The 25,777-nt window shown below is 73.9% G+C and carries 20 protein-coding genes; 7 read left to right on the forward strand and 13 right to left on the reverse strand.

What is annotated here, in order from left to right:
• Positions 1 to 113: 113 nt before the first annotated feature.
• Entirely contained in the window at positions 114 to 1,907 is a 1,794-nt protein-coding gene (locus tag Psi01_RS43795) for a CHAP domain-containing protein (RefSeq protein WP_239128291.1), read from the reverse strand.
• A 381-nt stretch (positions 1,908 to 2,288) separates the two neighbouring features.
• Here Psi01_RS43795 and Psi01_RS36425 point away from each other — a divergent pair, with 381 nt between their 5' ends.
• Complete coding sequence (locus Psi01_RS36425; RefSeq protein ID WP_204068715.1) at positions 2,289 to 2,921, forward strand: PaaI family thioesterase; 633 nt, start codon at positions 2,289 to 2,291, stop codon at positions 2,919 to 2,921.
• Between the two features lie 105 nt (positions 2,922 to 3,026).
• Here the strand turns inward: Psi01_RS36425 and Psi01_RS36430 are convergent, their stop codons facing one another.
• The 7 genes from Psi01_RS36430 to Psi01_RS36460 form a co-directional block, all read right to left on the reverse strand.
• Positions 3,027 to 4,784 carry an alpha/beta fold hydrolase gene (locus Psi01_RS36430; RefSeq protein ID WP_204068716.1) on the reverse strand — a complete coding sequence of 586 codons (1,758 nt, stop codon included), beginning with the start codon at positions 4,782 to 4,784 and terminating at the stop codon, positions 3,027 to 3,029.
• Between the two features lie 94 nt (positions 4,785 to 4,878).
• Entirely contained in the window at positions 4,879 to 5,628 is a 750-nt protein-coding gene (locus Psi01_RS36435; protein WP_204068717.1) for a glucose 1-dehydrogenase, read from the reverse strand.
• A 20-nt stretch (positions 5,629 to 5,648) separates the two neighbouring features.
• Positions 5,649 to 7,880 (reverse strand): acetate--CoA ligase family protein, encoded by a 2,232-nt coding sequence (locus tag Psi01_RS36440; RefSeq protein WP_204068718.1) that lies wholly within the window; start codon positions 7,878 to 7,880, stop codon positions 5,649 to 5,651.
• 59 nt (positions 7,881 to 7,939) lie between these two features.
• The gene (locus Psi01_RS36445) at positions 7,940 to 9,508 is read right to left on the reverse strand and encodes a class I adenylate-forming enzyme family protein (protein ID WP_204068719.1); all 1,569 of its coding nucleotides are present in this window, start codon (positions 9,506 to 9,508) and stop codon (positions 7,940 to 7,942) included.
• A gap of 82 nt (positions 9,509 to 9,590) precedes the next feature.
• A complete protein-coding gene (locus Psi01_RS36450) occupies positions 9,591 to 9,932 on the reverse strand; it encodes a VOC family protein (RefSeq protein WP_204068720.1) in 342 nt (113 codons plus the stop codon).
• Positions 9,929 to 10,291 (reverse strand): Zn-ribbon domain-containing OB-fold protein, encoded by a 363-nt coding sequence (locus Psi01_RS36455; protein WP_204068721.1) that lies wholly within the window; start codon positions 10,289 to 10,291, stop codon positions 9,929 to 9,931. The genes Psi01_RS36450 and Psi01_RS36455 overlap by 4 nt, the downstream gene beginning before the upstream one ends.
• 31 nt (positions 10,292 to 10,322) lie before the next feature.
• A complete protein-coding gene (locus Psi01_RS36460; RefSeq protein ID WP_204068722.1) occupies positions 10,323 to 12,200 on the reverse strand; it encodes a serine/threonine-protein kinase in 1,878 nt (625 codons plus the stop codon).
• Between the two features lie 198 nt (positions 12,201 to 12,398).
• Between Psi01_RS36460 and Psi01_RS36465 the strand changes: the two genes are divergently transcribed.
• Complete coding sequence (locus tag Psi01_RS36465; protein ID WP_204068723.1) at positions 12,399 to 13,019, forward strand: cysteine hydrolase family protein; 621 nt, start codon at positions 12,399 to 12,401, stop codon at positions 13,017 to 13,019.
• A gap of 46 nt (positions 13,020 to 13,065) precedes the next feature.
• A complete protein-coding gene (locus Psi01_RS36470; RefSeq protein ID WP_307819296.1) occupies positions 13,066 to 13,986 on the forward strand; it encodes an SDR family NAD(P)-dependent oxidoreductase in 921 nt (306 codons plus the stop codon).
• A 17-nt stretch (positions 13,987 to 14,003) separates the two neighbouring features.
• Here the strand turns inward: Psi01_RS36470 and Psi01_RS36475 are convergent, their stop codons facing one another.
• The gene (locus tag Psi01_RS36475) at positions 14,004 to 15,362 is read right to left on the reverse strand and encodes a serine hydrolase domain-containing protein (RefSeq protein ID WP_204068724.1); all 1,359 of its coding nucleotides are present in this window, start codon (positions 15,360 to 15,362) and stop codon (positions 14,004 to 14,006) included.
• A 29-nt stretch (positions 15,363 to 15,391) separates the two neighbouring features.
• On the opposite strand from Psi01_RS36475, the gene Psi01_RS36480 reads away from it, so the two are divergent.
• Together Psi01_RS36480 and Psi01_RS36485 are read left to right on the forward strand one after the other, a co-directional pair.
• Positions 15,392 to 16,315, forward strand: coding sequence for a cyclase family protein (locus Psi01_RS36480; protein ID WP_204068725.1), 924 nt, complete (start codon positions 15,392 to 15,394; stop codon positions 16,313 to 16,315).
• A 195-nt stretch (positions 16,316 to 16,510) separates the two neighbouring features.
• The gene (locus Psi01_RS36485) at positions 16,511 to 16,750 is read left to right on the forward strand and encodes a hypothetical protein (protein ID WP_204068726.1); all 240 of its coding nucleotides are present in this window, start codon (positions 16,511 to 16,513) and stop codon (positions 16,748 to 16,750) included.
• Between the two features lie 64 nt (positions 16,751 to 16,814).
• On the opposite strand, the gene Psi01_RS36490 is transcribed toward Psi01_RS36485, so the two are convergent.
• Complete coding sequence (locus Psi01_RS36490; protein ID WP_204068727.1) at positions 16,815 to 18,320, reverse strand: AMP-binding protein; 1,506 nt, start codon at positions 18,318 to 18,320, stop codon at positions 16,815 to 16,817.
• A 22-nt stretch (positions 18,321 to 18,342) separates the two neighbouring features.
• Complete coding sequence (locus Psi01_RS36495) at positions 18,343 to 19,401, reverse strand: LLM class flavin-dependent oxidoreductase (RefSeq protein ID WP_204068728.1); 1,059 nt, start codon at positions 19,399 to 19,401, stop codon at positions 18,343 to 18,345.
• Positions 19,402 to 19,566: 165 nt separating this feature from the next.
• Between Psi01_RS36495 and Psi01_RS36500 the strand changes: the two genes are divergently transcribed.
• Positions 19,567 to 20,889 (forward strand): alpha/beta fold hydrolase, encoded by a 1,323-nt coding sequence (locus tag Psi01_RS36500; protein ID WP_204068729.1) that lies wholly within the window; start codon positions 19,567 to 19,569, stop codon positions 20,887 to 20,889.
• Between the two features lie 102 nt (positions 20,890 to 20,991).
• On the opposite strand, the gene Psi01_RS36505 is transcribed toward Psi01_RS36500, so the two are convergent.
• Positions 20,992 to 21,663 carry a M15 family metallopeptidase gene (locus Psi01_RS36505; protein WP_204068730.1) on the reverse strand — a complete coding sequence of 224 codons (672 nt, stop codon included), beginning with the start codon at positions 21,661 to 21,663 and terminating at the stop codon, positions 20,992 to 20,994.
• 112 nt (positions 21,664 to 21,775) lie between these two features.
• Positions 21,776 to 24,928 (reverse strand): AfsR/SARP family transcriptional regulator, encoded by a 3,153-nt coding sequence (locus Psi01_RS36510; RefSeq protein WP_204068731.1) that lies wholly within the window; start codon positions 24,926 to 24,928, stop codon positions 21,776 to 21,778.
• 174 nt (positions 24,929 to 25,102) lie between these two features.
• Here Psi01_RS36510 and Psi01_RS36515 point away from each other — a divergent pair.
• A partial coding sequence (locus tag Psi01_RS36515) for a CHAP domain-containing protein (protein WP_204068732.1) occupies positions 25,103 to 25,777 on the forward strand: 675 nt, incomplete at its 3' end.

The following is a 25,777-nucleotide window of genomic DNA, read 5'->3' on the forward strand; positions in this document are numbered from 1 at the left end:
CCGTCCCGGCCGGCTGCAAGAGGTTCGCCGGTCCGGGGAAGGCCTGCACTCCTGATCGCCGTCCCGGCTGTCGCGGGGGGCTTTTGCTTTGGCGCCGGTGCGGGGGGAGGGGGTCAGACGGCTGTCGGCGCCTCTGTGCGGTGGGCGGCCCGGTGGCCGGAGTAGGCGACGGGGGCGAGGATGTCGCCGTCCGCGGGGGCGGTGGGGCGGGGGACGGCCGCGTTGACGGCGGGGTCGGGGCGGCGGTGGCGGCGGCCCCGCGTCGGGGCGTCCTGGCGGAAGGCGGCGGGCTCCTGGACGAAGGTGGAGGTCTCGGCCCTGCGGTGGCGCCGGCCGCGAGGGGCGTCCTGGACGAACGTCGAGGTCTCGGCCCTGCGGTGACGCCGGCCGCGCAGCGGGGCGTCCTGGGAGAAGGTGGACGACTCGGCGACCGGGCGCTCGGTGAAGCGGCGCCGGCCCTGGTAGGGGAGCCGGGTGCGCTCGGTGGAGGCGATCTCCTCGACCCGGGCCACCGGGACGGTGGTGGTGGGGAACTCGACGGGGAACGCCGTGGGGCGGACCGTCGTGACGTCGGAGGCGGGCCCGTGGGCGGCCTCCCGTCCGGCGCCGGTTCCCCGGCCCGGGGCGGCCTCCCGCCCGGCGGTTCCGCCCGCGGCGGCCTCCTGACGACTGTCCGGGACCGAGAAGGCGTCCCAGGTGGAGGCGGTCTCCAGTGCGAGGAGGGTGGCCTCGGCGGAGGCGGTCACCGGAGCGGCGGCGTCCTGCGCGGTGAGCGCCGTCGCGGCGAGAGGGGCGTCCTGCGCGGTGAGCGCCGTCGCGGCGAGAGGGGTGTTCCGGGTGATCCGACGGCGGCCGGGTGCGCGGCGGCGGCCGCCGGAGCGGTGCGAGCCGGCGCGGCGGGACGGGCGCGTGGAGTCCCCGCCGGCCGGCGCGAGCCGTACCCCGGACTGCTTGGCCTTGGCGTGGGCGATGATCGCGAGGGCGGCGAGCAGGACCGGGGCGAGCACCGTGGGGCTGCCCAGCTCGGGGAGGCTCGTGGCCGGTTCGGCGGCGGCCTGGGCGGGGACCGCGGCGAAGGAGTTGGTGTCGGCGGTGCTGGGCTTGGCGTGCTTGCCCGTCGTGGTCGTGCGCCCGGCGGCGGTCTGGGGCGGGGCGGAGGCCGCGGCCGAAGACGTCTCGGCGGTCCTGCCCGGCGTGCCGGAGGAGGTCTTCTCGGAGGCGGCGCTCTTGGGCGCGGTCTTGGAGGTGGCCTTGGCGACGGTCTCGCGGGTGGGGGCGGACGTCTTCTTGGCGGACTCGGGCCGGTGGGCCGTCTCGGCCTCACGCTCCAGGGGGGCGATGGAGGGGATGAGGGACGACAGCAGGTCGGGCTGCGGCTGCAGGGCCACGAAGTTGTCCGGCGTGGCGGTGGACGAGGTGATGATCGTCTTCTTCTCGGACGCCTCGCGGTCCAGCCGGGCCTTGATCTTCTCCGGGTAGCCGTACCCGACGATCTTGCTCGCCTCGCGCTCCTTGCGCTTGGCGACGCCGCCGTCGATGTTGCCCTCGATCGTGTGGATGACCTTGCCCTCCACGCGGGTCACGATCCCCACGTGGTCGATGTTGTCGATCTTCTTGGAGCCGCCCCAGTCGAAGAACACGATGGCGCCGGGCTTGGGGGTGGTGCCCCAGGCGTCCTGCTCGCGGAACCACTCGGCGTGGTACACGGTGTAGGCGAACTGGCCGATCCAGTCCTCGTAGCCGAGCTTCTTGGCGGCCCAGGACAGGTACATGTCGCACCAGGGGGCGTTCGAGTAGTCCGCGTCGAACTCGACGCTGCTGCCGTACCAGTCGCCGAACTTGGTGTAACCGTTGCTCTTCTCGGCGTACCCGAGCTGGCTTTCCAGCAGCTCGATGAACTTCTTCATCTCTGGGGTCATAGGAAGTGGTGCACCTTCCGGAGCCGTGCAGACATGGTCGCGCCGCCCTCGCGACCGGGCTTCGGGAGATCGGGTCGAACGATGGCGCTTTCACGCGGCCCGCCGGGGTACGGGTGGGACGCGTGTGGCGGCGCCACAGGTCAGGGTCTTCCGTGGGCAGGGAGGCTACCCGGACAAAAGAGGAGGTCAAGACAGACCAAAGCGACTGCCAAGGCGGCGAGGGGGCGGGGTCGATGGATAAAACCCCATGTCAGCGCCCTTTAGGGGATTTTTGCACAGGAAGCCCTGGAAGCAAAAAGATCTACGAAAACCTCGGTCTCGGCGGATGATCCGAATGATGTTCTGTAGAACGTGTTCTAATATGAGGCCATGACGATCGATGTCACCGCCGAGGACGCCGGGGCCCGCCACACCGCGCTGTCTCTACTCAGCCAGCAGACCCGCGACCTCATCGACGCCGTGGTGATGACGGACGTCCCCCAGGACGAGCTCCTCGCGGTCACCGCCGAGCTGGCCGCCCTGACCGAGCGGCTCAACGCGCTGCGGCGCGACTCCACCCGGGGCTTCGACCTCGGTTCCGACGGCGTGCCCCGACACCCGGGCAACGCCGTGATCGGCTCGGCCAACCCGCTCGCGCTCCCCCTGGCCGTCGAGACGACCCCGGAGCGGACGGCCCGTGCGGAGCTCAGCTTCCGCCCGGCCCACGAGGGCCCGCCGGACTCGGTCCACGGCGGGGTGAGCGCGATGATCCTCGATCACCTGCTGGGTCACGCCGCCGCGGTGGCGGGATTCCCCGGGATGACGGCCTCCCTCACCGTGCACTACCGGCGGCCCGTGCCGTACGGCGAGCCGCTGGTGGCCACCGCCGAGTACACCCGCTCGGAGGGGCGCAAGAACTGGGCCGACGGACGCATCGCCCTGCCGGACGGGACCCCGCTGGTGGAGGCGACCGGATTGTTCGTCACCCCGTCCGGCTGGATCACGCGGGGCGACCCCGCCTGAGGGCGTCCGAGGAAGCCCTCAGGCGGGGTCCCTCAGGCGCCGGGATGCGGCCTGCCCGGCGCCGGGCGGGGTCCGTGAGCCCGCGCCGGACAGGGACCGCGGGCCTCAGACGGGGATCTCGACGCTGAACGGCCGCCCGTCGAAGGTTCCGGAGACGGGGACCGGGTCCAGGGCGCGCAGGGCGGGCCAGGAGAGGGTCACCTCGGTGCCGCCGGCCGTCAGCCGGGCGGTGGCGGTGCCGTCCGGTCCCAGGACGACCTGGCCGCTCACCGCCAGGTCGCGCACGAAGCGCACCTCCTCCAGGCGGACGGTCGAGGCCTTGTCGTCGAAGACCAGCTTCCCGCCGCGCAGGCCCGGCTCCTCCTTCAGCGCCCGGTAGGACGCCGAGCCCGGGTTGCGCCTGACCGCGGCGTCGGCCGCCGTGGCGAACGCGGCGGCCAGGCGCGGGTCGACGCCGCCGGTCTCCGGCAGGTCCTTGACCGTCAGGGGGAAGGACGCGATCGGCCGGTGGCTCGACACGTCGCAGGAGCGGGGCAGCTCACCGGGGCGGGCCAGGAAGGACCGCAGCGCCTCGCGGGAGCAGGGCACGCTGAGCGTCGTGCCGTGCCCGCCGCCGACGACCCGCAGCACGGAGGCCTTCGGGAGGTACCGGGCGACCTCGGCCGGGCTGTGGGTGTCGTAGTCCCCGGCCACCGCCGCGACCGGCACGGCGGGACGGTCCGCGCGCGGCGGGACCGGCGGGTTGTCACGCGGGGTCGGCCAGTGGACGCACCAGTCGGCCCACCCGGTCTTGCCGCCCACCTCGGCCACGGTGAACGGCCGCAGGGGCCGCTTCTCGGCGTAGAAGCGGTCGAGCTGCCGCCTGCGTTCGGCGGCCGTGGCGTCCCGGTCGAAGGGGAAGCGCGCGTCACCGCACTTGTAGGCGACCAGACCGGCGAAATCGGGCCCGCGCAGCGGTGGGACCGGCGCCGCGTCGGCGGCCTCGGCCAGACGGCGCAGCGGCAGCGGGTCGCCGCGCAGGTAGGCGGAGGCGGCCGCGTTCAATTCGCGTCCGAACACCGGCTCGTTGAGGCGGGGCAGCAGGCCCAGCAGCGTCGTCATCGGGATCGCCGGGTCCGGCTGGGCGCGCAGCCGCCGGACGAGCGCCGACCAGGTCTTCTCGCAGTCGCGGGAGGACCGGCAGGTCAGCTCCAGCAGGTCGGTCCGGGCCCGGATCGGCTCGACGGCGTAGCCGTCCCTGCCCACCGGGACGAGGCTGTCCAGGAACACCCCGGCGGTGCTGTCCGGATAGCGGGCGGCGTAGGCCTGGGCGAACAGGGTGCCGTAGGAGACGCCGTAGAACGTCACCTTGGACACGCCCAGCGCCCTGCGCACGGCGTCCATGTCGGCGACGGCCTGGTCCGCGGTGAAGAACCGGCCCCGGGCGCCCACGTGCTCGGCGCAGGAGGCGATGGTCTCCGGGCGGTTCAGATCCAGGTCCGGGCAGCTCAGCGGACTGGACTTGCCCAGTCCGCGGGGCTCGACCACGAGCAGGTTCTGCCGGTCGACCGTCTGCTCCAGCACGGGCAGCAGCGGCAGGGCGGGCAGCGGCCCGCCGGGGTTGGCCAGGACCGTGGAGGTGGCGCCGGCCCGGGGGACCCAGGCGAACGCGACGGTGATCCGCTCCGAGGAGGGGTCGTTCCAGTCGAGCGGAACCGAGATCTGACCCTCGCACCGCTGCGTGGCCGCGGCGCAGGCGTGGGTGGACGGGGGGATGCCTGAGGAGGCGGGAGCCGAGAAGGCCGACGATGACGCGGATGATGAGGAGGAGATGGCGAGCAGCCCGGCTGAAAGAGCTGCGGCCGTTGCGATCGTCCGTAGCATCCGGAGCGACTTCCCCGGGATCTTGTCGGAAAACCCCTCCGAATGCCCCGGAACGGGCTCGGTATCCGGTGCAGGCCGGGTATCCGGTGCAGGCTCAATATCCGGCGCCGGTGAGCATGCCCCCGTCCACCGTGAACTCGCTGCCGGTGCAGTAGCTCGACCGCTCCGAGGCCAGGAACGCCACCACGTGCGAGACCTCGACCGGCTTGGCGAAGCGCTTGATGACCATGGACTTGAAGAACGCCTCGGCGTCCACCTCGGATGCGATCTCCGGGTCGGCGACCATGGCGGTGTCGATGGCCCCGGGGTGCACGGAGTTCACCCGGATCTTGAAGCGGGCGAGCTCGCGGGCCGCGGCCTTGGTGACGCCGCGCACGCCGAACTTGGAGGCGGCGTAGGCGGACATGCCCTCGGCGCCGATGAAGCCCTCGACGGAGGAGATGTTCACGATCGAGCCCCGGCCCGCCGCCTTCATCGGCTCGATCACCGACTTGATCCCGAGCCAGGTGCCCTTGAGGTTCACATCGAGGATCCGGTCGTACTCCTCGATCGTCATGTCCGCGATCCGGCGGAACTTCAGGATCCCGGCGTTGTTGACCAGGATGTCGAGCTTGCCGTACGCCTCGACGGTGGCGTTCACCGCCCGTTCCCAGTCGCCGGGGACGGTCACGTCCTGGTGGACGAACAGCGCCCCGGTCTCCTCGGCGAGCGCCTTGCCCTCCTCGTCCAGGATGTCCCCGAAGGCGACCTGCGCGCCCTCCTCGACGAACAGCCGCACGTGGGCCGCGCCCATTCCCCGGGCGCCCCCCGTGATCAGCGCGACCTTGCCGTCCAGCAGACCCATCTTCCAGCTCCTCGGATGATTCAAGCGACTCGATCGACACGCATGGCCCGGATGAAGCGCCCGGCGGCGGCGACGGCCGTCGCCGCCGCCTCCATCGAGCGGTAGACGGGGATCCCGGCCTCCGCCGCGATCTCGCGGAGCTCGTCCTCGACCCCGTACGGCGCGCACTCGCCGTTCCTGGTCACCAGGGTGATCCTGACGCCGGGCAGCTCCCGCTGGGCCCGCGCCAGGGCGCGCGCGTAGGCGTGCAGGGGCTCGGCGGAGGTCCCGTAGGTGAAGAAGCTCTGCACGTTGACGTGCGCCACGACGTCCGGGTACGGCCGCCGCGCCACGATCGTCCCGATGGCCTCCCGCACGAGGTCCGGCCGTCCGCGGGGGCCGACGGGGATCTCCAGGGGGTTGGCGAGCGAGCTGCCCACCCCGACCCCCAGGGCCCGCAGCCCGTCCAGGGTCTCCTGCGGCAACGCCCGCAGCGACAGCCCGGCCCCGTCGAACACGTCCGCGGCCAGCACGCTGGCCCCGCCGCTCGGGCCGATCACCAGCACCCCGCCGTCGTCGTCGTCCTCGTCCGGCGGGCGGCGGGGTGCGGGGACCTCCGCGACGGGACCGGGGCCGGCACCTGAGACGGTCAGGCGGGCGGCGTGGGACTGGAAGAAGGACAGCGCGCCGATCAGATCGTCCTGACCGGTGACGAGGGCGGCCCCGGTCTGCTCGGCCAGGGAACGCCAGATACGGGCGTCGCCGACCATGCCGCCGGTGTGGGAGGCGGCGGCGCGGCGTCCCTGGGCGCTGCGGCCGCCGACCAGCAGCACCACGGGCAGACGGCCGCGCACCGACGTCAGCGCCTCGAACAGGGCGCGCCCGCCGCGCGGGTCCTCCAGGTACATGCCGACGGCCGAGGTGTGCTCGTCGGCGGCCAGCCAGCGCAGCAGCTCGGCGGGGGTCACGTCGGCGGAGTTGCCCACCGTCGCCACCCGGCTGAAGGCCAGCCCGCGCCGCTCGCCGACCTTGATGACCTCCCCGGCCAGGCCGCCGCTCTGCGAGATCAGCGCCACGTGCCCGGGAGGGCCCTGCTCCCCGCCGACGAAGGTCTGCCCGCCGCGCGGGCTGTAGACGCCCATGCAGTTCGGGCCCAGCAGCCGGGTCCCGGCCTCGGCCGCGGCCCTGACCAGCTCGGCCTCCAGCTCCGGTCGTCCGGCCTCGCCGAACCCGCCGCTCATCACCTGGACGAACGGGATGCCGCGGGCCTGCCGTACGACCTCGGCGCACCGCCCGGCGGGCACGGCCACCAGCGCGTAGTCGGCCTGTGCCGCGCCCAGCTCACGCACCGCCGGCACCCCGTCGACCTCGTCCGCCTCCGGATGCACCGCCACCAGCGGCACCCCGGTCGCCTTGTAGAACTCCAGGAACATGTTCCCGAAGTTCGGCCGGTTCGCCGACGCCCCCACCACGGCCACCCGCCGCGGCTCGAACAGCGCCGTGAAGTCGGTCTCCTCCGGCCGGGCCTGCGGTGGGGAGTCGGAGTGCGGCGAGGAGGCCGGGAGGTAGCGGGCGTCGACGGCTATGACGCCCTTCTCCGTGGCGATCACCGGGTTCAGCTCGAACTCGCCGAGGTCCAGCCGCTCCCAGAGCCCGCCGGGACCGCCGACCGTGACGAGCAGCTCGACCAGGGCCTGCACGTCCACGGCTGGACGGCCCCGGTAGCCGTGCAGCAGGGGGGCGCCCCGCAGGGAGACGAGCATCTCCCGGGCGTCGGCCTCGGTGATCGGGCACAGCCGCAGGGCGGTGTCGCGCATCGCCTCGGTCCAGACGCCGCCGAGCCCGGCCAGCAGGACCGGCCCGAACCCCGGGTCGTCCACGACGCCTGCGATCAGCTCGACCCCGGGCGCGGCCTGCTCCTCGACCAGGAACCCGGCGGGCGTGACGCCCCGGGCGAGGAGCGCCCGCAGCATCCCGGCCGCCGCCTCCCCTGCCTCGGCCGCGCCGCCGAGCGCCAGCCGTACCGCGCCCGCCTCCGACTTGTGCACGAGGCCGGGCCCGTAGGCCTTCAGCACCAGCGGGGGGACCAGGTCCCGGGCCGCGGCGGCCACCCCGGCGGTCACCTCGGCGGCGACCTCGGCCGTTCCGGACGTCCCGGCGGCTCCGGCGGGCAGGGCCACCGCGGCGCCGCGCGGTACGGCCACCCCGGCCGCACGCAGCAGCGCTTTGACTTCGTGCTCGGGGATCACGTGGCCCTCTCGCTCGGGGATCATGCGGTTCTTCCTCCCGCGGGGGTCGGGGTGGCTGCGGGCCGGGACGGGAGCCGGAGGGGTCAGTCGAACAGGTGCTGGTACCTCTCGCGGATCTCGCGGCGGAGCAGCTTGCCCGGCCCGCCGGAGGCGTCCTGGAAGTGGGGCAGCTCCTCGGCGACCACGATGCGGTCGGGCCGCTGGTGTCCGGGAAGCGTCTCGCCCAGCGCCAGCTCGATCTTCGAGGCGTCGAGCGAGTGCCCGGACCGGGGGACCACCGCCAGCAGGATCTTCTGCTCGACGGCGCCCGCGCCCTCGACGTGGGCGGGCACGCCCACGACCCCGGCCTCGGCCACGCCGTCCAGGGCCACCGCCGCCTCCTCGATCGCGGAGGGCTGCGACCACGTGCCGCCCTTGAGGATGGCGTCCTCGCGGCGGCCGAGCACGGTCAGGTTGCCGTCCTCCGACAGCACGCCCAGGTCGCCGCCGACGTACCAGCCCCCGCGCAGCACCTCGGCGGTCTTGTCGGGGAGCCCGTCGTAGCCGGCCATCCGGTGCGGCCCGGCCAGGTTGATCTCGCCGGTCTCGCCCAGCACCCGGGCGCCGTCCGGCCCGGTGATCCGTACGGCGTTGCCGATCCTGGCCCGGCCGGAGGAGCCGAGCGGGGTGCTGCCGTCGTCGACCCGGCCGAAGCAGGTGTAGGGGGCCTCGGTCTGGCCGTAGTAGCAGTAGACGCCGGCGTCCGGCAGCCGCTCCTTCATCCTGGCCAGCAACGCCGCCGGCAGCGGTTCGCCGCCGAGCATGATGACCCGCAGGGAGGACAGGTCGGCGGAGGCGTGGTCGTCGGAGCCGAGCAGCGCCGCGTAGAACGACGGGATCTGCGAGACGTGCGTGACCTTCTCGCGGGGGACGACCTTCAGGAAGTTCGCCGGTCCCCAGTCCTGCTCCAGCACCAGCCGCATCCCGGCGTAGAGGGCGGGCCCGACCAGGGCGGGGAAGCCGATGCCCCAGATGATCGCGCCGGTGCCGAGCACCGAGTCCTCCGCGCGCGGCACGTCCAGCCAGATCTGCGCGGTGGCCAGGGCCGAGGCGTGGGTGTGGACCACGGCCTTGGGCAGGCCGGTGGTCCCGGAGGTGTAGTACAGCGCCAGCGGGTCGTCCCAGGCCGCGCCCGGCTCCGGCTCCTCCTCGGAGGCCGCGGCGCTCAGCGCGTCCAGGTCCACGGCGTCCTCGCCCGGGCCGCCGACCTTGATCCAGGTGGTGATCCCGGGCAGCTCGGGCCTGATCCGCGCCACGGTCTGCTCGACCGTCGAGTCGTAGACGAACGCGGTGGCGCCGGAGGCGGCGACGACCGCCTGCAGCGTCTCCACCGGCCAGTAGGGGTTGAGCGCCGCGGTGACCGCGCCGAGCTTGGCCGTGGCGAGATAGACCTCCGCCACGTGCAGCGTCTCGTTGAGCAGCGCCGCCACCCGCCGCCCCGGCTCGACCCCGGCCTCGGCCAGCGCGTGGACGCGCCGGTTGACGACCCGGTCGAGCTCGGCGTAGGTGAAGCTCTGCGTGCCGCAGTAGGTCAGCGCGACCCGGTCCGGGGTGCGCAGGGCGTTGGCGGACAGGACGGCGTAGGCGTAGTTGCCGTAGGGGGATCGCGCCATGGGGGCCTCCGGTCGGTGATGTCCTTGCGCGGTGTCCTCGGCCGCGCCCCGCGTGGACGGGGTCACAGGGCGAGACGGCGTCTCACAGGGGCGAGTAGAGGACGAAGACGTTTCCTGACGGGTCGCGCAGCACGGCCCGGGTCTCGTGGGGGCCGGTCTCGGGCCCGAGCACGACCTCGGCGCCGGCCTCGGACAGCTCCCGTACGGCCCGCGCCGTGTCGCCGACCTTGTACGAGGGCGCGGTGACCGCGCCGGCCACCTGCTCTCCCGCGGCGGCGAGCGCCACCGTGGCGCCCCCGCCGTCCAGGGCCGCGAACCGGTCGCCGTCGCGGAACTTGACCGTCAGCCCGAGCACGTCGCAGTAGAACGCGATGGCCTTGTCCAGGTCGTCGACGGGGATGAGGACGTTGCCGAGCTTGCTCACGCGGGTCTCCACTGGGGTAGGTCGTCGACGAAGGTCACGCGCACGGGCATGCCGATCCGCACCTGCCCGGGCGGGCAGCCGACGACCCCGCCGAACGCCCTCACCCCTTCCGGCAGGTCGATCCAGGCCAGCACGTACGGCTCCCGCCCGCGGAACTCCGGCACGAACGAGCGGTGCACCACGGTGAAGGTGTGCACGCGGCCCTCGCCCGACACGGGCGCGTAGGGGAGGTCGGTGCCACCGCAGCGGGGGCACTCGTCGGCGGGCAGGTGCACCCACCGTGCGCAGGCCGCGCAGCGCTGGACGAGCAACTCGCCGCGGCGGCAGGCCTCCCAGTAGGGGAGCGTGTCACTGGCCATCGATCGCCAAGCTAGCGCACGCTTGGTTTGCTCACAAGGTGTCGTACCGGGTGGATTCCTCCCCTTCCACCGGCTCGTCCGGAGGGCTCTCCCCGGTGCCGCCCCCCGTGCCGCCCCCCGTGCCGCCCCCGGTGCCGCCGGCCTCGGGCGGCCCGGCCTCCGGCTCGTCCGTCGACCCGCCGGTGAGCCCGTCCCGGTCCGAGGCGCTCGGCTCGGGGCAGGGCTCGCCCCGGGCCTCCACGACGAGCGAGTGCGCGCCGCCGGGAGCCTGGGGGGAGGTGGTGACGGTGGCCCGGCGCAGGAGGGTCTGCCCGCACGGGGGGACGGTGAAGGCGTGCGGGACCACCTCGATGTAGACCTCCCGGCCCGAGAGCGTCAGGGTCTGCTCGGCGGTGTCCCGCAGCTCCTCCTCGTCCGGCCCCTCGGCGAACTCGACGGTCAGGACGACGTCCGCCGTGGTCGAGGCGCGCAGCGCGACCGTGGCCCCGTCGGCGTCGATCCCGGCGACGGCCAGGCCGATGACCTCGTGGCGGGGGGCGGGCGTGGTGGGTGCGGTGGGGGAGGCGGGGGAGGGTGTCGAGGAGGCCGTCGGCGAGGGCTTCGGGGAGGGCGCGGTCCGCGAGGTCCCGGGGGAGGCGGCGGTCGGGGCGGGGGCCGGGGGTTTCACCGGCGCCGCGGACGAGGCTCCCGGGCGCGGGAGGACGGGAGGGTCCGGGGCGGCGGCCGTACCGGACGGCAGGGGGCCGTCGGCGGCGGTCTCCACCGGCTGCCGCGAGGGCCCGGGGGCGCCCGCGGACCGGGAGGGGGAGGTGGTGGCGCTCCCGGCGTCGCCCGGCGCCCCGCCCGCGGGATGGCGCGGCGGCGTGAAGACGTTGTCCGAGGCGAGCGGGTCGGACGGCCGGTCGGCGGCGATCAGCGCGACGGCGGCCGCGACGGCCACCAGCCCCGCGGCGACGATCGTGCGCCGTCGCGGACGGCGGAAGGCCCGCGCCCGGCCGCGCGGGGTTCCGGCGACCGGGCGGCCCGTCCCGACGGCGGCCCTGGCCAGCGGGAAGCTCAGCGCGAACAGGGTGGCGGTCTCGGCCAGCCGCCGGCGGCCGCGCCGCTCCCAGTCCGGGCCGTAGGCGGCCAGCGCGGCCACCTCCAGTTCCGCGGCGAACGTGCGGGCCGTCGGCGGCCGGTCGGCCGGGTTCGCGGCCATCCCGTGCGCGACCAGGGGGCGCAACGACTCCGGGACGTCGTCCATGGGGACCGGCTCCGCGCGGTGCCGGGCCGGTACGGCGTGGCGGTCCGGCGCGCGCCCGGTGAGGCATTCGAGGAACACGCGGGTGGCCGCGTAGAGGTCGGCCTCGGCGCTCGCCGGCTGCCCGGAGCGGCGCTCGGGGGCCAGATAGCGCGGGTCCCCGGAAGCGGTGTCCCCGGAAGCGGTGTCCCCGGCGGGGGTCTCCCCGTCCGGGGCGACGATGCCGAAGTCGGACAGTTTGCCGGTCCCGTCCGCCCGGACCAGCACGTTCTCCGGCCGGCAGTCGCGGTGCACGATGCCCAGCGCGTGCCCCGCGGCCAGGCCCGTGAGCACGTCCTTGAACACGGTCAGCGCCGTCTCGGGGCTCGTCGCGCCGTGGTCGCGCAGGATCCCGCGCAGCGCGACGCCGTCGACCAGCTCCATCACGACCGCGGCCTCGAGCACGTCCTCGTAGTACTCGTACAGCCTGACCACGTTGGGGTGGTCGAGCTCGACCAGGGAGCGCGCCTCCCGGCGCAGGCGCGTCACGAAGCGCGGGTCGTCCTTCAGGGCGGCGGTCAGGTATTTGATGGCCACGTAGGCGCCGGTCTCGGTGTAGGTGGCCAGGACGACGCGGCCGCCGACCCCCGTGCCGAGTTCCCGAACCTCGCGGTATCCCGGAACCATGCAGTCCCCTTCCGAGTGCCGTCCTTGTTCGACGGTCTCACCCGGGGTGCCGGTTGTCATGGTTCGTGAACTTTGGCGGAGTGCGACACGGATGTCACATCGGGTGGGGACCGTACGGCGGGAGCCGTGTTACGCTCGCCGTACCAAGCAAGCGCTCGTGTATATCCAGGTTGTGTGGATCTCGGTTGCGGAGGTCGGATGCCGGTCGATCTCGGATCCCTGGTCGCGCCCGGGCACAGCGCGGTGCTGGTCATGGAGATGCAACGCGGGGTCGCCGGCGACCTGACGAAGTTCCCCGAGCTGGTGGAGGTCTGCGAGCGCCGCGGCGTGGTGGCGGGGGCGGCCGCGGTGCTGGACGCCGCGCGCGCCGCGGGGGTGCGGGTGATCCACTGCACCGCCGCCTTCCGGGCCGACCGCGCCGGATCGCACACCGGCAACTGCCCGTTCGCCGCCGCGCTCCTGAAGGACCCCTCCCACATGCTGGAGGGCAGCGGCGCCGTCGAGGTCCTGCCCGCGCTGCTCGCCCCCGGCGACCTGGAGTCACGCCGCTATCACGGGTTCTCGCCCTTCACCGGCACCTCGCTCGACATGACCCTGCGCTCGCTGGGCGTCTCCACCGTCGTCGCCGTCGGCCTGTCGCTCAATCTCGGCATCCCCGGTCTCGCCCTGGAGGCGGTCAACCTGGGATACCGGGTGGCGGTGGTGACCGACGCGGTGGCGGGGGTCCCGGACGACTACGCGCAGGCCGTACTGAAGCACACCGTGAGCCTGCTGGCCACGAGGGTGAGCTCCGCCGATCTCGTGGAGGTGTGGAAATGACGGACGGCACGCCCGGGTCCGGTCGCGGGCCGGTGGAGGCCCGGCCATGATGGACGGCCTGCGCCTGGACGGCCGGACCGCCGTCGTCACCGGCGGGGCCGGGGCCATCGGCGCCGCCGTCTGCCGGGACCTCGTCTCGCTGGGCGCCCGCGTCGTGGTCGCCGACGTCGACGAGCCCGCCGCCGCCGCGACCGCCGCCGCGCTGAACGCCGCCCGTCCCACGCCCGGGGCGGGGGCCGGGGACGGCGCGGAGGGAGGGCCCGGGGAGAGAGCGGGGACGCGATCCGGGGACGGAGCGGGGACGCGATCCGGGGACGGAGCGGGGACGCGATCCGGGGACGGAGCGGGGATGCGACCCGGGGACGGGCCGGATGCCGGGAGCGGGGCGCGGGCCACGCACCTGGCGGTGGACCTGGCCGACCCGGCCTCCATCGAGGAGTTCTGCGCCCGGGTGGGGCCGGTGGACATCCTGGTGCACAACGCCGGGATCTCGATCGTGGAGCCGTTCGTCACCGGCGACCCGGCGGGCTGGGACCTGATGTGGCGGGTCAACCTGCGGGCCCCGATGCTGCTCACCAAGCTCCTGCTGCCCGGCATGACCGAGCGCGGATGGGGCCGCCTGGTCTTCGTCTCCTCGGACGGCGCGCGGGCCGGCTCCGGAGGCGAGGGCGCCTACGCGGCGACCAAGGCGGGCCTGTTCGGCCTGGCCAAGACCCTCGCCCGCGAGGCGGCCAGGGCGAACGTGACCTCGAACGTGGTCTGCCCGGGTCCGACGGACACCCCGATGCTGCGCAGGATCGACGCCGAGAAGCCGGGACTGGTCGACAAGATCGCCCGGGGCATCCCGCTGCGCCGCCTCGGCACCCCCGAGGACGTCGCCGGGCTCGTCGCGTACCTGTGCACCGACAGGGCGGCCTACGTCACCGGCCAGACCCTGTCGGTCAGCGGCGGCGTCACGATGCAGTGAACGGGCCGCGGGGCATGTCAGGCGAGCGCGTCGTAGACGGCCTCGGCCAGGCGGTAGGCGCGCATGCTGCCGGAGACGGCGTCGGCCATCTTGTTCATGGTGTAGCCCATGGCCAGCCCGTGCTCCACGTCGCCCAGGCCGAGGAACCCGCCCATGCCGGTGTGGCCGAAGGCGGTCTCGGCGCCCCTGGCGGGGGTGAGGAAGGTCAGGGCCGGGCGCATGTAGCCCAGCCCGAAGGAGCTGTCGATGAACAGCACCCGGTCGGGGCCGTGGACGCGGCGCCGCATGGCGTCGCGGAGCGTCTCGGGACGCAGGATCCGCCCGGCGACCAGCTCCCGGTAGAAACCGGCCAGACCCCGGGCCGTGGTGACGGCGCCCATCGCCGGCCAGCCCGCCCGCAGGATCACCGGGTGGTTGCCGCCGCCGCGCAGCTTGTGGACCGGCGGGTTGCCCAGGGCCCTGTTCATCAGGCTGTTCTTGTCCAGGGAGGCCTTGGCCATCTCGTAGATCGGGTCGCCCGGCCCCTGCCCGGGGAACTGGGCCGCGGTGGAGGGCGCGCCCGCCCCGGCGTCGGTCTCCGGGGGAGCGGGCAGCTGCGAGGCTCCGGACATCCCGGCGCCGGACGCCTCCGAGGTCCCGGGCGATCCGGCCGCGCCGGACGCCCCGGCGCCGCTCTCCCTTCGGGCGTCCTCGGGCTTCGCCCGCCTGCCGGCGGACAGGCGGGCCGCCCGCGCCGCCACTTCTTCCGGGGCCCCGAGCCACAGCTCCAGGCCGAGCGGCCCGGCGATCTCGGTGGCCACGATCTCGCCCACGCTCTTGCCCGACACCCGGCGGATCACCTCGCCGAGCAGGAACCCGTAGGTCAGCGCGTGGTAGCCGTGCGCGGTGCCCGGCTCCCAGATCGGCTCCTGGGCGGCCAGCCGGGCGGCGATGGCCGGGTGGTCCTCGAACTCCTCCACCGGGACCGGCTCCTCGATCACCGGCAGCCCCGCCTGGTGGGTGAACAGGTGCTCGACGGTGATCCGCTCCTTGCCCCGCCGCCCGAACTCCGGCCAGAGGTCGGAGACCGGCGCGGTCACGTCGAGCAGCCCGCGCTCGGCCAGCAGCAGCCCGGCCGTCGCGGTCACCGCCTTGGTGCAGGAGTAGGCCAGCGCGGGGGTGTGCTCATCCCACGCGCGCCCGGTGTGCCGGTCGGCGACGCCGCCCCACAGGTCCACCACCGGCTCGCCGTCCAGGTAGACCGCGAACGCCGCGCCCAGCTCCTCGCCGTCGGCGAAGTGCCCGTCGAACACCTCGCGGACCCGGGAGAAGCGGGGGTCGCACCACCCGCTCGTCGTGGTCCCCGCGTCTTCCCCGATCTGGCCGTCCGCCGTCATGACCCGTCCTCAAGAATGTGAGCAATCGCTTGGTTACAGAGCCTAACAACTGGGGCCGCTTCGGCCCAGACGATCAACGCGGCACGCTGAACCTCCTGACTCCCGCCACCGTCCTGGCCGCGCTGACCGCTGCGGTCACCGGTCAGGTGATCAGCCTGGCCATGCCGATCAGGGGCGCCACCTCCTCGCCCGCCCCCACGACGGTCCCGCACCTGCGGGGCCGCCCGCTGCCGCAGCACTTCATGTCGGTCGACGGCGCCGACTACGCGGCCGGCACCAGGCCCGTGGGCGCCGGGCTCCGCATGGCCGACGACGCCGTCGTCGTCACCCCGCACGGCACGACGACCCACATGGACGCGCTGTGCCACATGTGGGCGGGCGAGGAGCTCTACAACGGCCATCCCGCCGCCCGCGTCAGGTCGTACGGCGCGACCCGCTGCGGCATCGAGCACGCCGGCGGCGTCGTGGCCCGCGGGGTCCTGTTCGACGTCCCCCGGCACCTGGGCCTGGACCGCCTGCCCGCCGACTTCCGGATCTCCGGGGACCTGCTGGCGGAGATCGAGGACGACGTACGGCCCGGCGACGTGGCCGTGATCCGCACCGGCTGGCCGCTGGCCTGGGAGAGCTCCCCGCAGGAGTACTGGTCCGGCCAGCCGGGTCTGTCCGCGGACGGGGGACGCTGGCTGGCGGCCAGGGACGTGGCCGTGGTCGCCTCCGACAACGCCGCCATCGGCGGCCTCAACGCCCGTCAGCTCGCCGACGAGGGGCTGGATGACGACCTGCACCTGATCCTGCTGTGGCGGCACGGCGTCCACCTGGCCGAGATGCTCTGGCTGGAGGAGCTGGGCACGGCGTGCGCGGGCCGTACGGGCCGGGACTTCGTCTTCGTCGCGGCCCCCCTCAAAATCGAGGGGGGCACCGGCAGTCCCGTGAACCCGCTCGCGATCCTGTGACCGGCGCCGGAAACTGCATTTTTTCAGAAAGGCCGTGTCCCCGGCGCGGCAGGCTGCAGTATTTCACTACTGGCCGCGCCGCCGGTACGACACTTTGAGCGGTCATTGGATTACGCATGTCCGCCGTGCGGCAGGTTAGCCACTGGATCAGCGCGCGGCCCGCGGTCGCGCCGGCCGAGAAGGGAGTTGTCGACAATGGCCAGGGGAGACGTCGAGCGACGCCTCGAAAGATTGGAGAAACTCGTTTCGAGAAGAAATGTGAAAAGCCCCGGAAGGGTCTTCGCGGCAGGCATCCGGGAATTCATGGAAACCCGTGACGTGAGATCCGCTGACCGTCCCCTGGACGAAACCGGCACCGCCGCCGAGCCGCCGGACGAAGAGGCCGTCACGACGCCCTTGCCCGCGATCGCGAGGCCGGAGGAGACGACCGGGTGAGCCGTCACCTCGCCGGCCGCACGCGGACGCCCGCGTGCGGCCGGCGAGGGGCCGGGGACCGGGGTCAGGAGCCGGGATAGCCGCCGCCGCCGTGGGCGGCGTCGAGGGCGTCGTAGTCGGGGGTGAAGCCCTTCTTCGGGATGGACTCCGCGAAGTCGACGTGGCGCGGCTTCTTGTAGGAGGCGAGCGCCCCCTTCACGTGTTCGACGATCTCCTCGGCCGAGGCGGTCCGCCCGTCCTTGAGCACCACGACGGCCTTGACGGCCTGGTGCCACTTCTCGTCGGGCACGCCGATGACGGCGGCGTCGGCGACGGCCGGGTGGGTCTTCAGCGCCCGCTCGACCTCGGCCGGGTAGACGTTCTCGTTCCCGGACTTGATCATGCGCAGCCGTGGGCCGATGAAGGTGATCGTGCCGTCGGGCTCGCGGCGGCCGAGGTCGCCGGTGTGGTGCCAGCCGCCGCGGGTCTTGGCCTCGTTCAGCTCCGGCCTGTTGAAGTATCCGGAGAAGAGCGACTTGCCGCGGGCGCAGATCTCGCCCACCTCGCCCGGCGGGACCTCGGTCCCGTCGGCGGCCAGGATGCGGACCTGGACCAGCGGCGAGGGCCGCCCGGCGAACCCGGCGGCTCCCGGCGCCAGTCCGAGGAAGGTCAGCATGCCGCCCACCTCGGTCTGGCCGTACCCGCCCATCTTGGAACGGCACCACGGCGAGTCGTCCACGGTCGTCATCGCGTCCCACTCCTCGGAGTGGGAGATGAAGCGCAGCGAGGACAGGTCGTACTTGCCGCCCGCGTTGGCGGCCACCACGGCGTCGATCATCTGCCCGAACAGGAACGCCTGGGTGACCTTCTCCGCGTCGACGAGGCGGCAGACCTCCTCGGCGTCGAAGGCCGGGGTGAACACGTTGGTCCCGCCGATCTGGAACGTGGCCAGGCAGAACATCATCGTGCCGACGTGGAACAGCGGGCCGTTGTTGAGGAAGGTGAACCCCGGCTCCATCTGCCGCACGACCAGCAGCGAGGTGCTGTGCGCGACCAGCGCGGCGCTGCTGAGCAGGGCCGCGTTCGGGCGGCCGTCGAAGGCGGCGGTGTAGAGCGCGAGGACCGGGGCCGTGTCGTCGGCCGCCTCGTCCGCCACGTCACCCGGGGCGCGCGGCTCGTCGGACCCGCCGGCCAGGAACGCCTCGTAGCCGTCACCGGCCGGGATCCAGTCCTCGCCGCTGAGCGGGGCGGCGGTCTCGGAGCGCTCCCAGACCACGGCCTTCGGCGCCAGGTCGTCCAGCACGAACGCCAGCTCGTCGGCGGACTGCCGCCAATTGGCCGGGCAGAAGATCGCGCCGAGCCGGGAGGAGGCCAGCAGCAGCTCCAGCACGGCGTGGGAGTTCTGGCCGAGCCACAGCACCCGCTCCCCGGCCGCGACCCCCCGCGCGGCCAGCGCGTTCGCCAGGCGGGTGACCCGCCGGTCGAGCTCGGGATAGGTGAGCCGCAGCTCGCCGTCCACCACCGCCGTCACCTGCGGGCGGCTGCGGGCGTGCTCGGCGAGGACGTCGGACAGGGTCAGCTGGTGGATCATCGCGCCTCCTGGGACGGGGGGATTACTGGAACGCGGGCATGACCTCTGCGGCGAAGAACCGCATGACCTTCTTCATGTCGTCCAGCGGCATCGGCCGGGTGCTGCCGAAGTCGCACAGCAGGTTGGCGAACCCGGCCTCCTCCAGGAGCTTGATCTGACCGATCACCCGCTCCGGGTCGCCGATCACCTCCAGTTGCTCCCAGCGGAAGTCGTTGGAGACCGTGCCGCCCTTGAGGTAGCGGTCCTGGTAGTACTCGAAGCCCTGGGCGGCCTTTCCGGTCTTCGGGTCGATCGGCGCGCTCTTCTCGTTGAAGATCCGCTTGCGGTCGAACATCGCCTCGAAGCGGGCCTGGTCCTCGCGGGCCTGCTCGGCGGTCGGCGCGACGTAGACGCTGCGGGCGACGACCAGCTCCGCCGCGGCCACGTCGTGCCCGGCCCGCTCCGCGGTCTCCCGCCAGGTCTCGGCGGCCTTGACCACCTTGCGGAACGGCGCGGCGGGGTCGGCCAGCACGGGCAGGCCGCGCTCGGCGTACATGGTCACCGTCTCCGGGGAGACCGCGGCCACGTGGATCGGCGGGTGCGGGGCCTGGGCGGGCCGGGGGACCAGCTCGACCTCGGTGCCGGTCCGGTAGAACTTGCCCTCGTGCCGGAAGACGGGGCTGGTCCACAGGCCGAGGATCATCTCCAGCGCCTCGTTGAAACGGTCGCGGGCCTCGGCCAGGTCGATGCCGAAGCCCTCGAACTCGAAGCTCTGGTAGCCGCGCCCGATGCCCAGCTCCAGCCGCCCGCCGGACAGCAGGTCCACCATGGCCGCCTCCTCGGCGACGTGGACCGGGTTGTGCAGCGGCAGCACCACGATGCCGGTGCCCAGGCGCAGCCGTTCGGTGCGCGCGGCCAGGTGGGACAGCATGGTGAACAGGTTCGGCACCACCCCGTAGTCGCGGAAGTGGTGCTCGGCCAGCCGCACCCCGGTGAATCCCAGTTCCTCGGCGAGTTCCGCCAGCTCCAGGTGATAGTCGTAGACCTCCTTGAAGCTCTGGCCGTCGAACCGGTGGAAGAGGTGGAAGGTCGAGAACTTCATCGGCGTCCCCTGGCGGTCGTCTCCGTGTGTCCCGTGCCGAGCTCCGGGTACGGCGGGCCGTACGAAACCAAGCGCTCGCTTGGGAGCGTATCAGTGCCCGCCCCGGACGGTCCAGGTGAGCGGTTGAGCCGGGCTCCCCTCCGGGGGACGTGTACCGTTTCGCGGGTGACCGTCCTGCTGCCCGGTGCCGCCCTCACCGACCACGTCTTCACCGTCCCCCTCGACCACGCAGACCCCGGCGGGGCGCTGATCGAGGTCTTCGCCCGGGAAGTGGTCGATCCGGCCCGGCGGGGAGAGGACCTGCCCTGGCTGCTGTACCTGCAGGGCGGTCCCGGCGGCAGCTCGCCCCGGCCGGTGTCGGCCGGGGGCTGGCTGGGACACGCGCTGAAGACCCACCGGGTGCTCCTGCTCGACCAGCGGGGGACCGGACGCAGCACCCCCGTCACGGCCGCCACCCTGCCCGGGTCCGTCCCGCAGGCTCCCGAGCCCGGCTCCGCCGAGGACCTTCCCGGCGCGGACGCCTTCTCCGCCGGCTCCGCCGCGGAGGCCGCCGGATACCTGAGGCACTTCCGCGCCGACTCGATCGTGGCCGACGCCGAGCTGATCCGGCGCGAGCTCTGCGGCGACCGGCCGTGGGAGACCCTCGGCCAGAGCTACGGCGGGTTCATCACGATGACCTACCTGTCGCGGGCGCCCGAGGGGCTCAAGGCCTGCTACGTCACCGGCGGCCTGCCCGGCCTTACGGCCACCGCCGACGAGGTCTACGCCCGCACCTACCCCCGGGTCCGCGAGAAGGCCGAGCGCTTCTTCGCCCGCTATCCCGGCGACGCCGCCCGCCTGCAGGCGATCGCCGACCACGTGCGCCACCACGAGACGCGGCTGCCCGACGGGGACGTGCTGAGCACGCGCCGCCTGCAGACCCTCGGCATGCGCCTGGGGACCGGCGACGGGGCCGAGCACCTGCACTGGCTCCTGGAGGGGGCCTGGAGCGGCGGTGAGCTGTCCGACGCCTTCCGCTACGAGGTCATGACGGCCACCGGGTTCGTCGGCAACCCCCTCTACGCGGTCCTGCACGAGTCGATCTACGCCCAGGGCGCCCCCACCGCCTGGTCGGCGCACCGGCTGCTGCCGGAGGAGTTCGCCGAGGACGCCAAGCCGCTGCTGCCCACCGGGGAGATGATCTACCCGTGGATGTTCGACGAGATCGCCTGCCTGCGCCCCTTCAAGGCCGTCGCCGAGATCCTCGCCGAGACCGGTGACTGGCCCGCCCTCTACGACCCGGCACGGCTGGCGGCCAACGAGGTCCCGGTGGCCGCCGCCGTCTACTACGACGACATGTACGTCGACGAGCGCCTGTCCATGGAGACCGCCCGCGCCGTCGGCAACGTGCGGGCCTGGGTGACCAGCGAGTGGGAGCACGACGGCGTCCGCGTGTGCGGCGACCGGATCCTGGCCCGCCTGACGGACATGGCGGCCGGCCGCGCCTGACGGACCTGGTCGCCGCTCGCGCCTGACGGCAGTGACGGCCGGTCGCGTCCGACGCCGCGCGACCGGCCGTGCCCGGCCCGCGGGACCGCGGCCCGCCCGGGGTCAGCCCGCCCGCGCGACCGGCGGCCAGTCGAGCTGGCCGTGCAGGGCCGCCGGGGCCGAGGTGACCAGGGCCCAGTAGCGGTCGCCGTAGGACCAGTGCCACCACTCGGTGGGATAGTTGACGAACCCCGCCTCCCGCAGGACCCCGCCGAGCACCTCCCGGTTGGCCCGGGCCTCGGCGGAGATGCCGCCCGCGGCCGTGTAGCAGGCGCCGCCGCTCTCCTCGGGGCTGGCGTTGACCTCCGTACCCATGTCGAGCTCCCGGCCGTCCGGCGTGCACAGGGTGAGGTCCACCGCGGCGCCGCAGACGTGCGGGCCGATGTGCGGAGGGGACAGCGAACGGCTGGCCTGCACGTAGACGTGCTCCTGCGACCAGCCGGGGTTGGCGGCGCTCAGCTTGGCGGCGTAGGCGGAGAAGTACCGCTCCTGCAGCGCCAGCGGGCGGTACCCCTCGACGATGAGCAGCCGCAGCCCGCCGGGCAGGTTCCCCTGGGCGCGCAGGAGCCGCTCCACGTGTCCCCGTCGCAGGTGGGCGTAGGCGCCCTCGGGGTCGGCCAGGCGCCGGTCCAGGAGGAGGCCGGGGACCGACCGCAGGTCCACGAGCGGTTCGCCCCGCTCCTCGACCGGTATCGCGGCGACACGAGGATCCGACATGAGAACGATTTCCGGCATGTTGTTCTTCTCCTCGGGCTGGAGGGAAGTCCGCCCGCGGGCGGCCGGTCCGGACGCGCTCGCGGCGGCGGATCAGGTCCCCTCCAGGGTCGGAGGGCGGTCTAGAAGTTCCCTACAGAAACGCACCAAGGGCACCGTCGCGGCGGCCGGTGAGCTCGCCGTACTCGCGTGTCCCGAACGCGGAGAAGACACCGACGGCCTCGGCGCGCAGGGAGGCGGCGCCCGCGCCGTCCCCGGTCGCCTCGTGGACGGCCGCCAGGTCGCGCATGGTGCGCGCGCGGAACAGCGGCAGGTCCAGCCCGTCCCACACCGCCAGGGACCGGCCGAGGTGGTCCCGCGCGAGGTCGTACCGTCCGTGGGCCAGGTGAAGCTCCCCGATGGTCCGCTGGACGAGTCCCGCCCCGAAGCGGTCGTCGTGCTGCTCGCACACGCCCAGCGCCTCGACGAGGTCGGACAGGGCGGCGGCGTCGTCGCCGAGCCGGACACGGGTCTTGGCGAGGGACTGGAGCGCGTAGGCCGCCATCAGCGGGTCACCCGCCTCACGCAGCAGGGTCAGTGCCCGCAGGGACAGCTCCTCGGCCAGGCCGAGGTCGCCCGAGGCGCGGTGGACGAGCCCGATCGAGCGCAGAGTGATGCCCTCACCCCGCTTGCTGCCCAGTCGCCGGAAGGCGGCCAGCGCGTCGTCCAGCAGTGACAGCGCCGCCTCGAAGTCACCCTGTTCGAGCAGCACGGACCCGGCCAGCCGGTCGACGTAGCCGATGCCGGCGTCGTCGCCGAGCGACCGGAAGGCCTCGCCCGCCCGGCGCAGGTGGACCAGTGCCTGCGGCAGGTCCCCCTGCTCCCGGCAGGCGGTCCCGATCCCCGCCACGGCCACCGTCTCCCCGTGCACATCACCGCCCCGCCGCAGCAGTGGGAGGGCCTGCCGGAAGAACGCCCGCGCCTCCGGATAGCGGTCCTGCCGGGAGCGGAGCTGGCCCAGCCCCACCAGCAGAGTGGCCTCGGCCAGGGGGTCCCCGGCCCGCCTGGCGGCCTCCAGAGCGGACTCGTGGGTGCGCCGCCACTCCTCGAAGCGGGTGTCCACGGAGAACGACGAGGAGCACAGCGCGGCGGCCACCTCGCACGTCACCTCGTGCAGGCCCATCGCGGCCGCGCGCTCCACGGCCACGACGAGCGCGGGGGCCTCCGCGCGGAACCACGCCGTCATGTCCCGCGCCACACGCTCCGACACCTCCGGGCCGACGGGCCTGGCGGTGGTGTAGCCGCGCCGCAGGGCGGGCGCGCCCGACGGGCTCGCGGCCGCGGCGTGCGTGATCAGCCACAGCCACCCGCCCAGGACGCGGGTCATCGCCGCCGCGCGCTCCTCGAAGGGCTCCTCGGCCTCCGCCCGCTCGGCGGCGTACACCCGCAGCAGGTCGTGCAGCCGGTAGCGGCTCTGGCCGACGGCGTCGGCGGTGACGTAGTCGATGAGCTGGGCGTCCATCAGCCGCTCCACGACCTCCTCGCCCACCGGCTCGGGCACCTCCAGCAGCGCCCCGGCGACCCAGGACGCGAAGTCGGGCACCCCCAGCGCACCCAGCCTGCGAAAGGCCGTCTTCGCCGTCTCGTCGAGGCCGTGGTAGCTCAGTGCCACGCTGGCCCGCACCTCCAGGTCCCCGGCGGTGAGCTCGTCGAGACGGCGGCGCTCGTCGGCCAGGCGCGCGGCCAGCGTCGCGAGCGACCAGTGGGGGCGGGCGGCCAGCCGGGCGCCGGCCGTACGCAGAGCCAGCGGCAGGCGCCCGCACAGCAGGACGATGCGTTCGGCGGCCTCCTGCTCGGCGTGCACGCGCTCGCGCCCGGCGATGCGGCCGAGCAGGTCGACGGCGGTGGCGGCGTCGAAGACGTCGAGATCGGTCAGCCGCACCCCGTCCAGGCCCGTCAGCCTGCGGCGCGCGGTGATCAGCACGGCGCAGGTGCGGCTGCCCGGCAGCAGCGGGCGGACCTGCCGCTCGGCGCCCGCGTCGTCGAGGACGACGAGCAGCCGGCGGCCCGACAGGACGCTGCGGTAGGCGTCGATCCTCTCCTGGAGGGTGTCGGGGATCGCGGTGGGCGGGACCCCGAGAGCGCGCAGGAACCGTCCCAGCACCTCCAGGGGCGGCGCGGGCGACTCGGTGACGCCCCGCAGGTCGGCGTAGAGCTGGCCGTCGGGGTAGGCCCCGGCCACCTCGTGGGCGGCCCTGACCGCGAGCGCGGACTTGCCCACCCCGCCCTTGCCGGAGATGACGCACACCGGCACCGCCTCGCTGGGCGAGGTGAGCACCGCGGTCAGCTCGGCGAGCTGCTTGTCCCGGCCGGTGAAGTCGGCCACGCCCCGGGGGAGGTGCCCGGGAACGCCGTCCGGGACGGCGACGGGTGTGGTGGACGGTGCGGCGGCGGACGGCATGGAGGGGGACGGCATGGAGGGGGACGGCATGGAGGCGGGCGCGGGCTCGTCCGGCTGCGGTGCCGGGACCGGTGAGGGGGCCGGGATCCGCGAGGGGACCGGGATCAACGCGGGGTCGGCCCGCACCATCGCCTCGTACAGCCGCCGCAGCTCCACGCCGGGATCGACGCCCAGTTCCTCGGCCAGGGCCCGTCGCCCCCGGTGGTAGACGTCCATCGCGTCCGTCTGGCGCCCCAGCCGGTACAGGGCCTTCATCAGCTGGGCACGCAGGCGCTCACGGGTGGGGTGCCGCCTGACGAGCTCGGTCAGCTCGCCGACCGCCTCCGACTCCCGGCCCAGGGCCAACTCGGCCTCGACCCGCTCCTCCAGGACCGACAGGCGGGTCTCCTCCAGCCGCTCGGCCTCGCCGCGCAACGCGTGGTCCACCCCGCCCAGGGCCGTCCCCCGCCACAGCCCCAGCGCCGCCTCCAGTTCCCGGACGGCGGCGGCGTGGGCGCCCTCGGCGGCGTGGCGGCGTCCGGCGGCGACCCTCCGCTCGAAGGTCTCCACATCCAGCTCCCCCGGCCCGAGCCGGATGAGGTAACCCGGCGGCCGGGTCTCGATCACGTTCTCCCGGCCGGCCTCGGCCAGCCGGCGGCGCAGCCCGTAGACGTACGTCTGGACGAGCGCCGGGGCGCTCGCCGGGGGTTCCTCCCCCCACAACACGTCCACCAGACGTTCGCTGGAGACCACCCTGCCGGAGTCCAGCAGCAGGGCGGCCAGGAGGGTGCGGGGTTTCGGGCCGCCCAGGGAGAGGCGCCGCTCACCGTGCCACACCTCGACCGGACCGAGCAGACGGAACTCCAACGGTCCTCCCTGCGGCGGTCGTAAATGACCTTGTAAGGAAGTTGATAGCACCCCGGCACCTCCAGTGGAACCGTCTGCGCCCTATAGGCGGCGCTGGAGCGGTGTTCCAGAGAACTTGGAGCGCCCGGGCCCAGCCTTTCTCCCATAGATCGGCACCCTTGGAGAGGAAGGCCCATGAACGCACCGGATACCCGCACCAGGCCGAACGGCGGACCGCGCATGCTGCGCAGCCTCGGTGCGGGGGCGGCCGCCACGGCCCTGCTGGGGTCGGGGCTGATCGTCGCCACCGCCACGCCGGCCGCCGCCGTGTCGCGCGCCGCGATCGTCTCCGTCGCCCAGAGCCAGCTGGGCAACGGCTCGCGCAACCACGAACAGCCGATGGGCAGCGGCTGCAACTACTACACCGGGTACTTCCGGTCCTGGAAGCCCGCCTCCGGATGCCCCGCCACCGACGGGGTCCAGTGGCGCAACAGCGACTGGTGCGCGGACTTCGCCAAGTACGTCTGGAAGAACGCCGGCGTCCGGCACGCCGACGTCCCCGAGGGCGGCGGGGGCACGCTCACCGGCTGGGCCAGCTCCTTCAAGGACTACGGCGTCAAGTACGGCACCTGGCACACCCGGGCGAGCGGGTACACCCCCCAGCCGGGCGACGCGATCGTCTTCGACTGGGACCAGAGCGGCAACATCGACCACGTCGGGATCGTCAAGTCCGCCAACGGCAGCACCGTCTACACCATCGAGGGCAACAGCGGAGACCGCATCAAGGAGAACAGCTGGTCGCGGGGGAACATCGACATCGTCGGATACTCGGCGCCGGTGGACGCGGACTCCGGTTCCCCGGATCTCGGG

It is taken from the genome of Paraplanobispora siamensis (assembly GCF_016863175.1).
Taxonomy (GTDB): Bacteria; Actinomycetota; Actinomycetes; order Streptosporangiales; family Streptosporangiaceae; genus Planobispora; species Planobispora siamensis.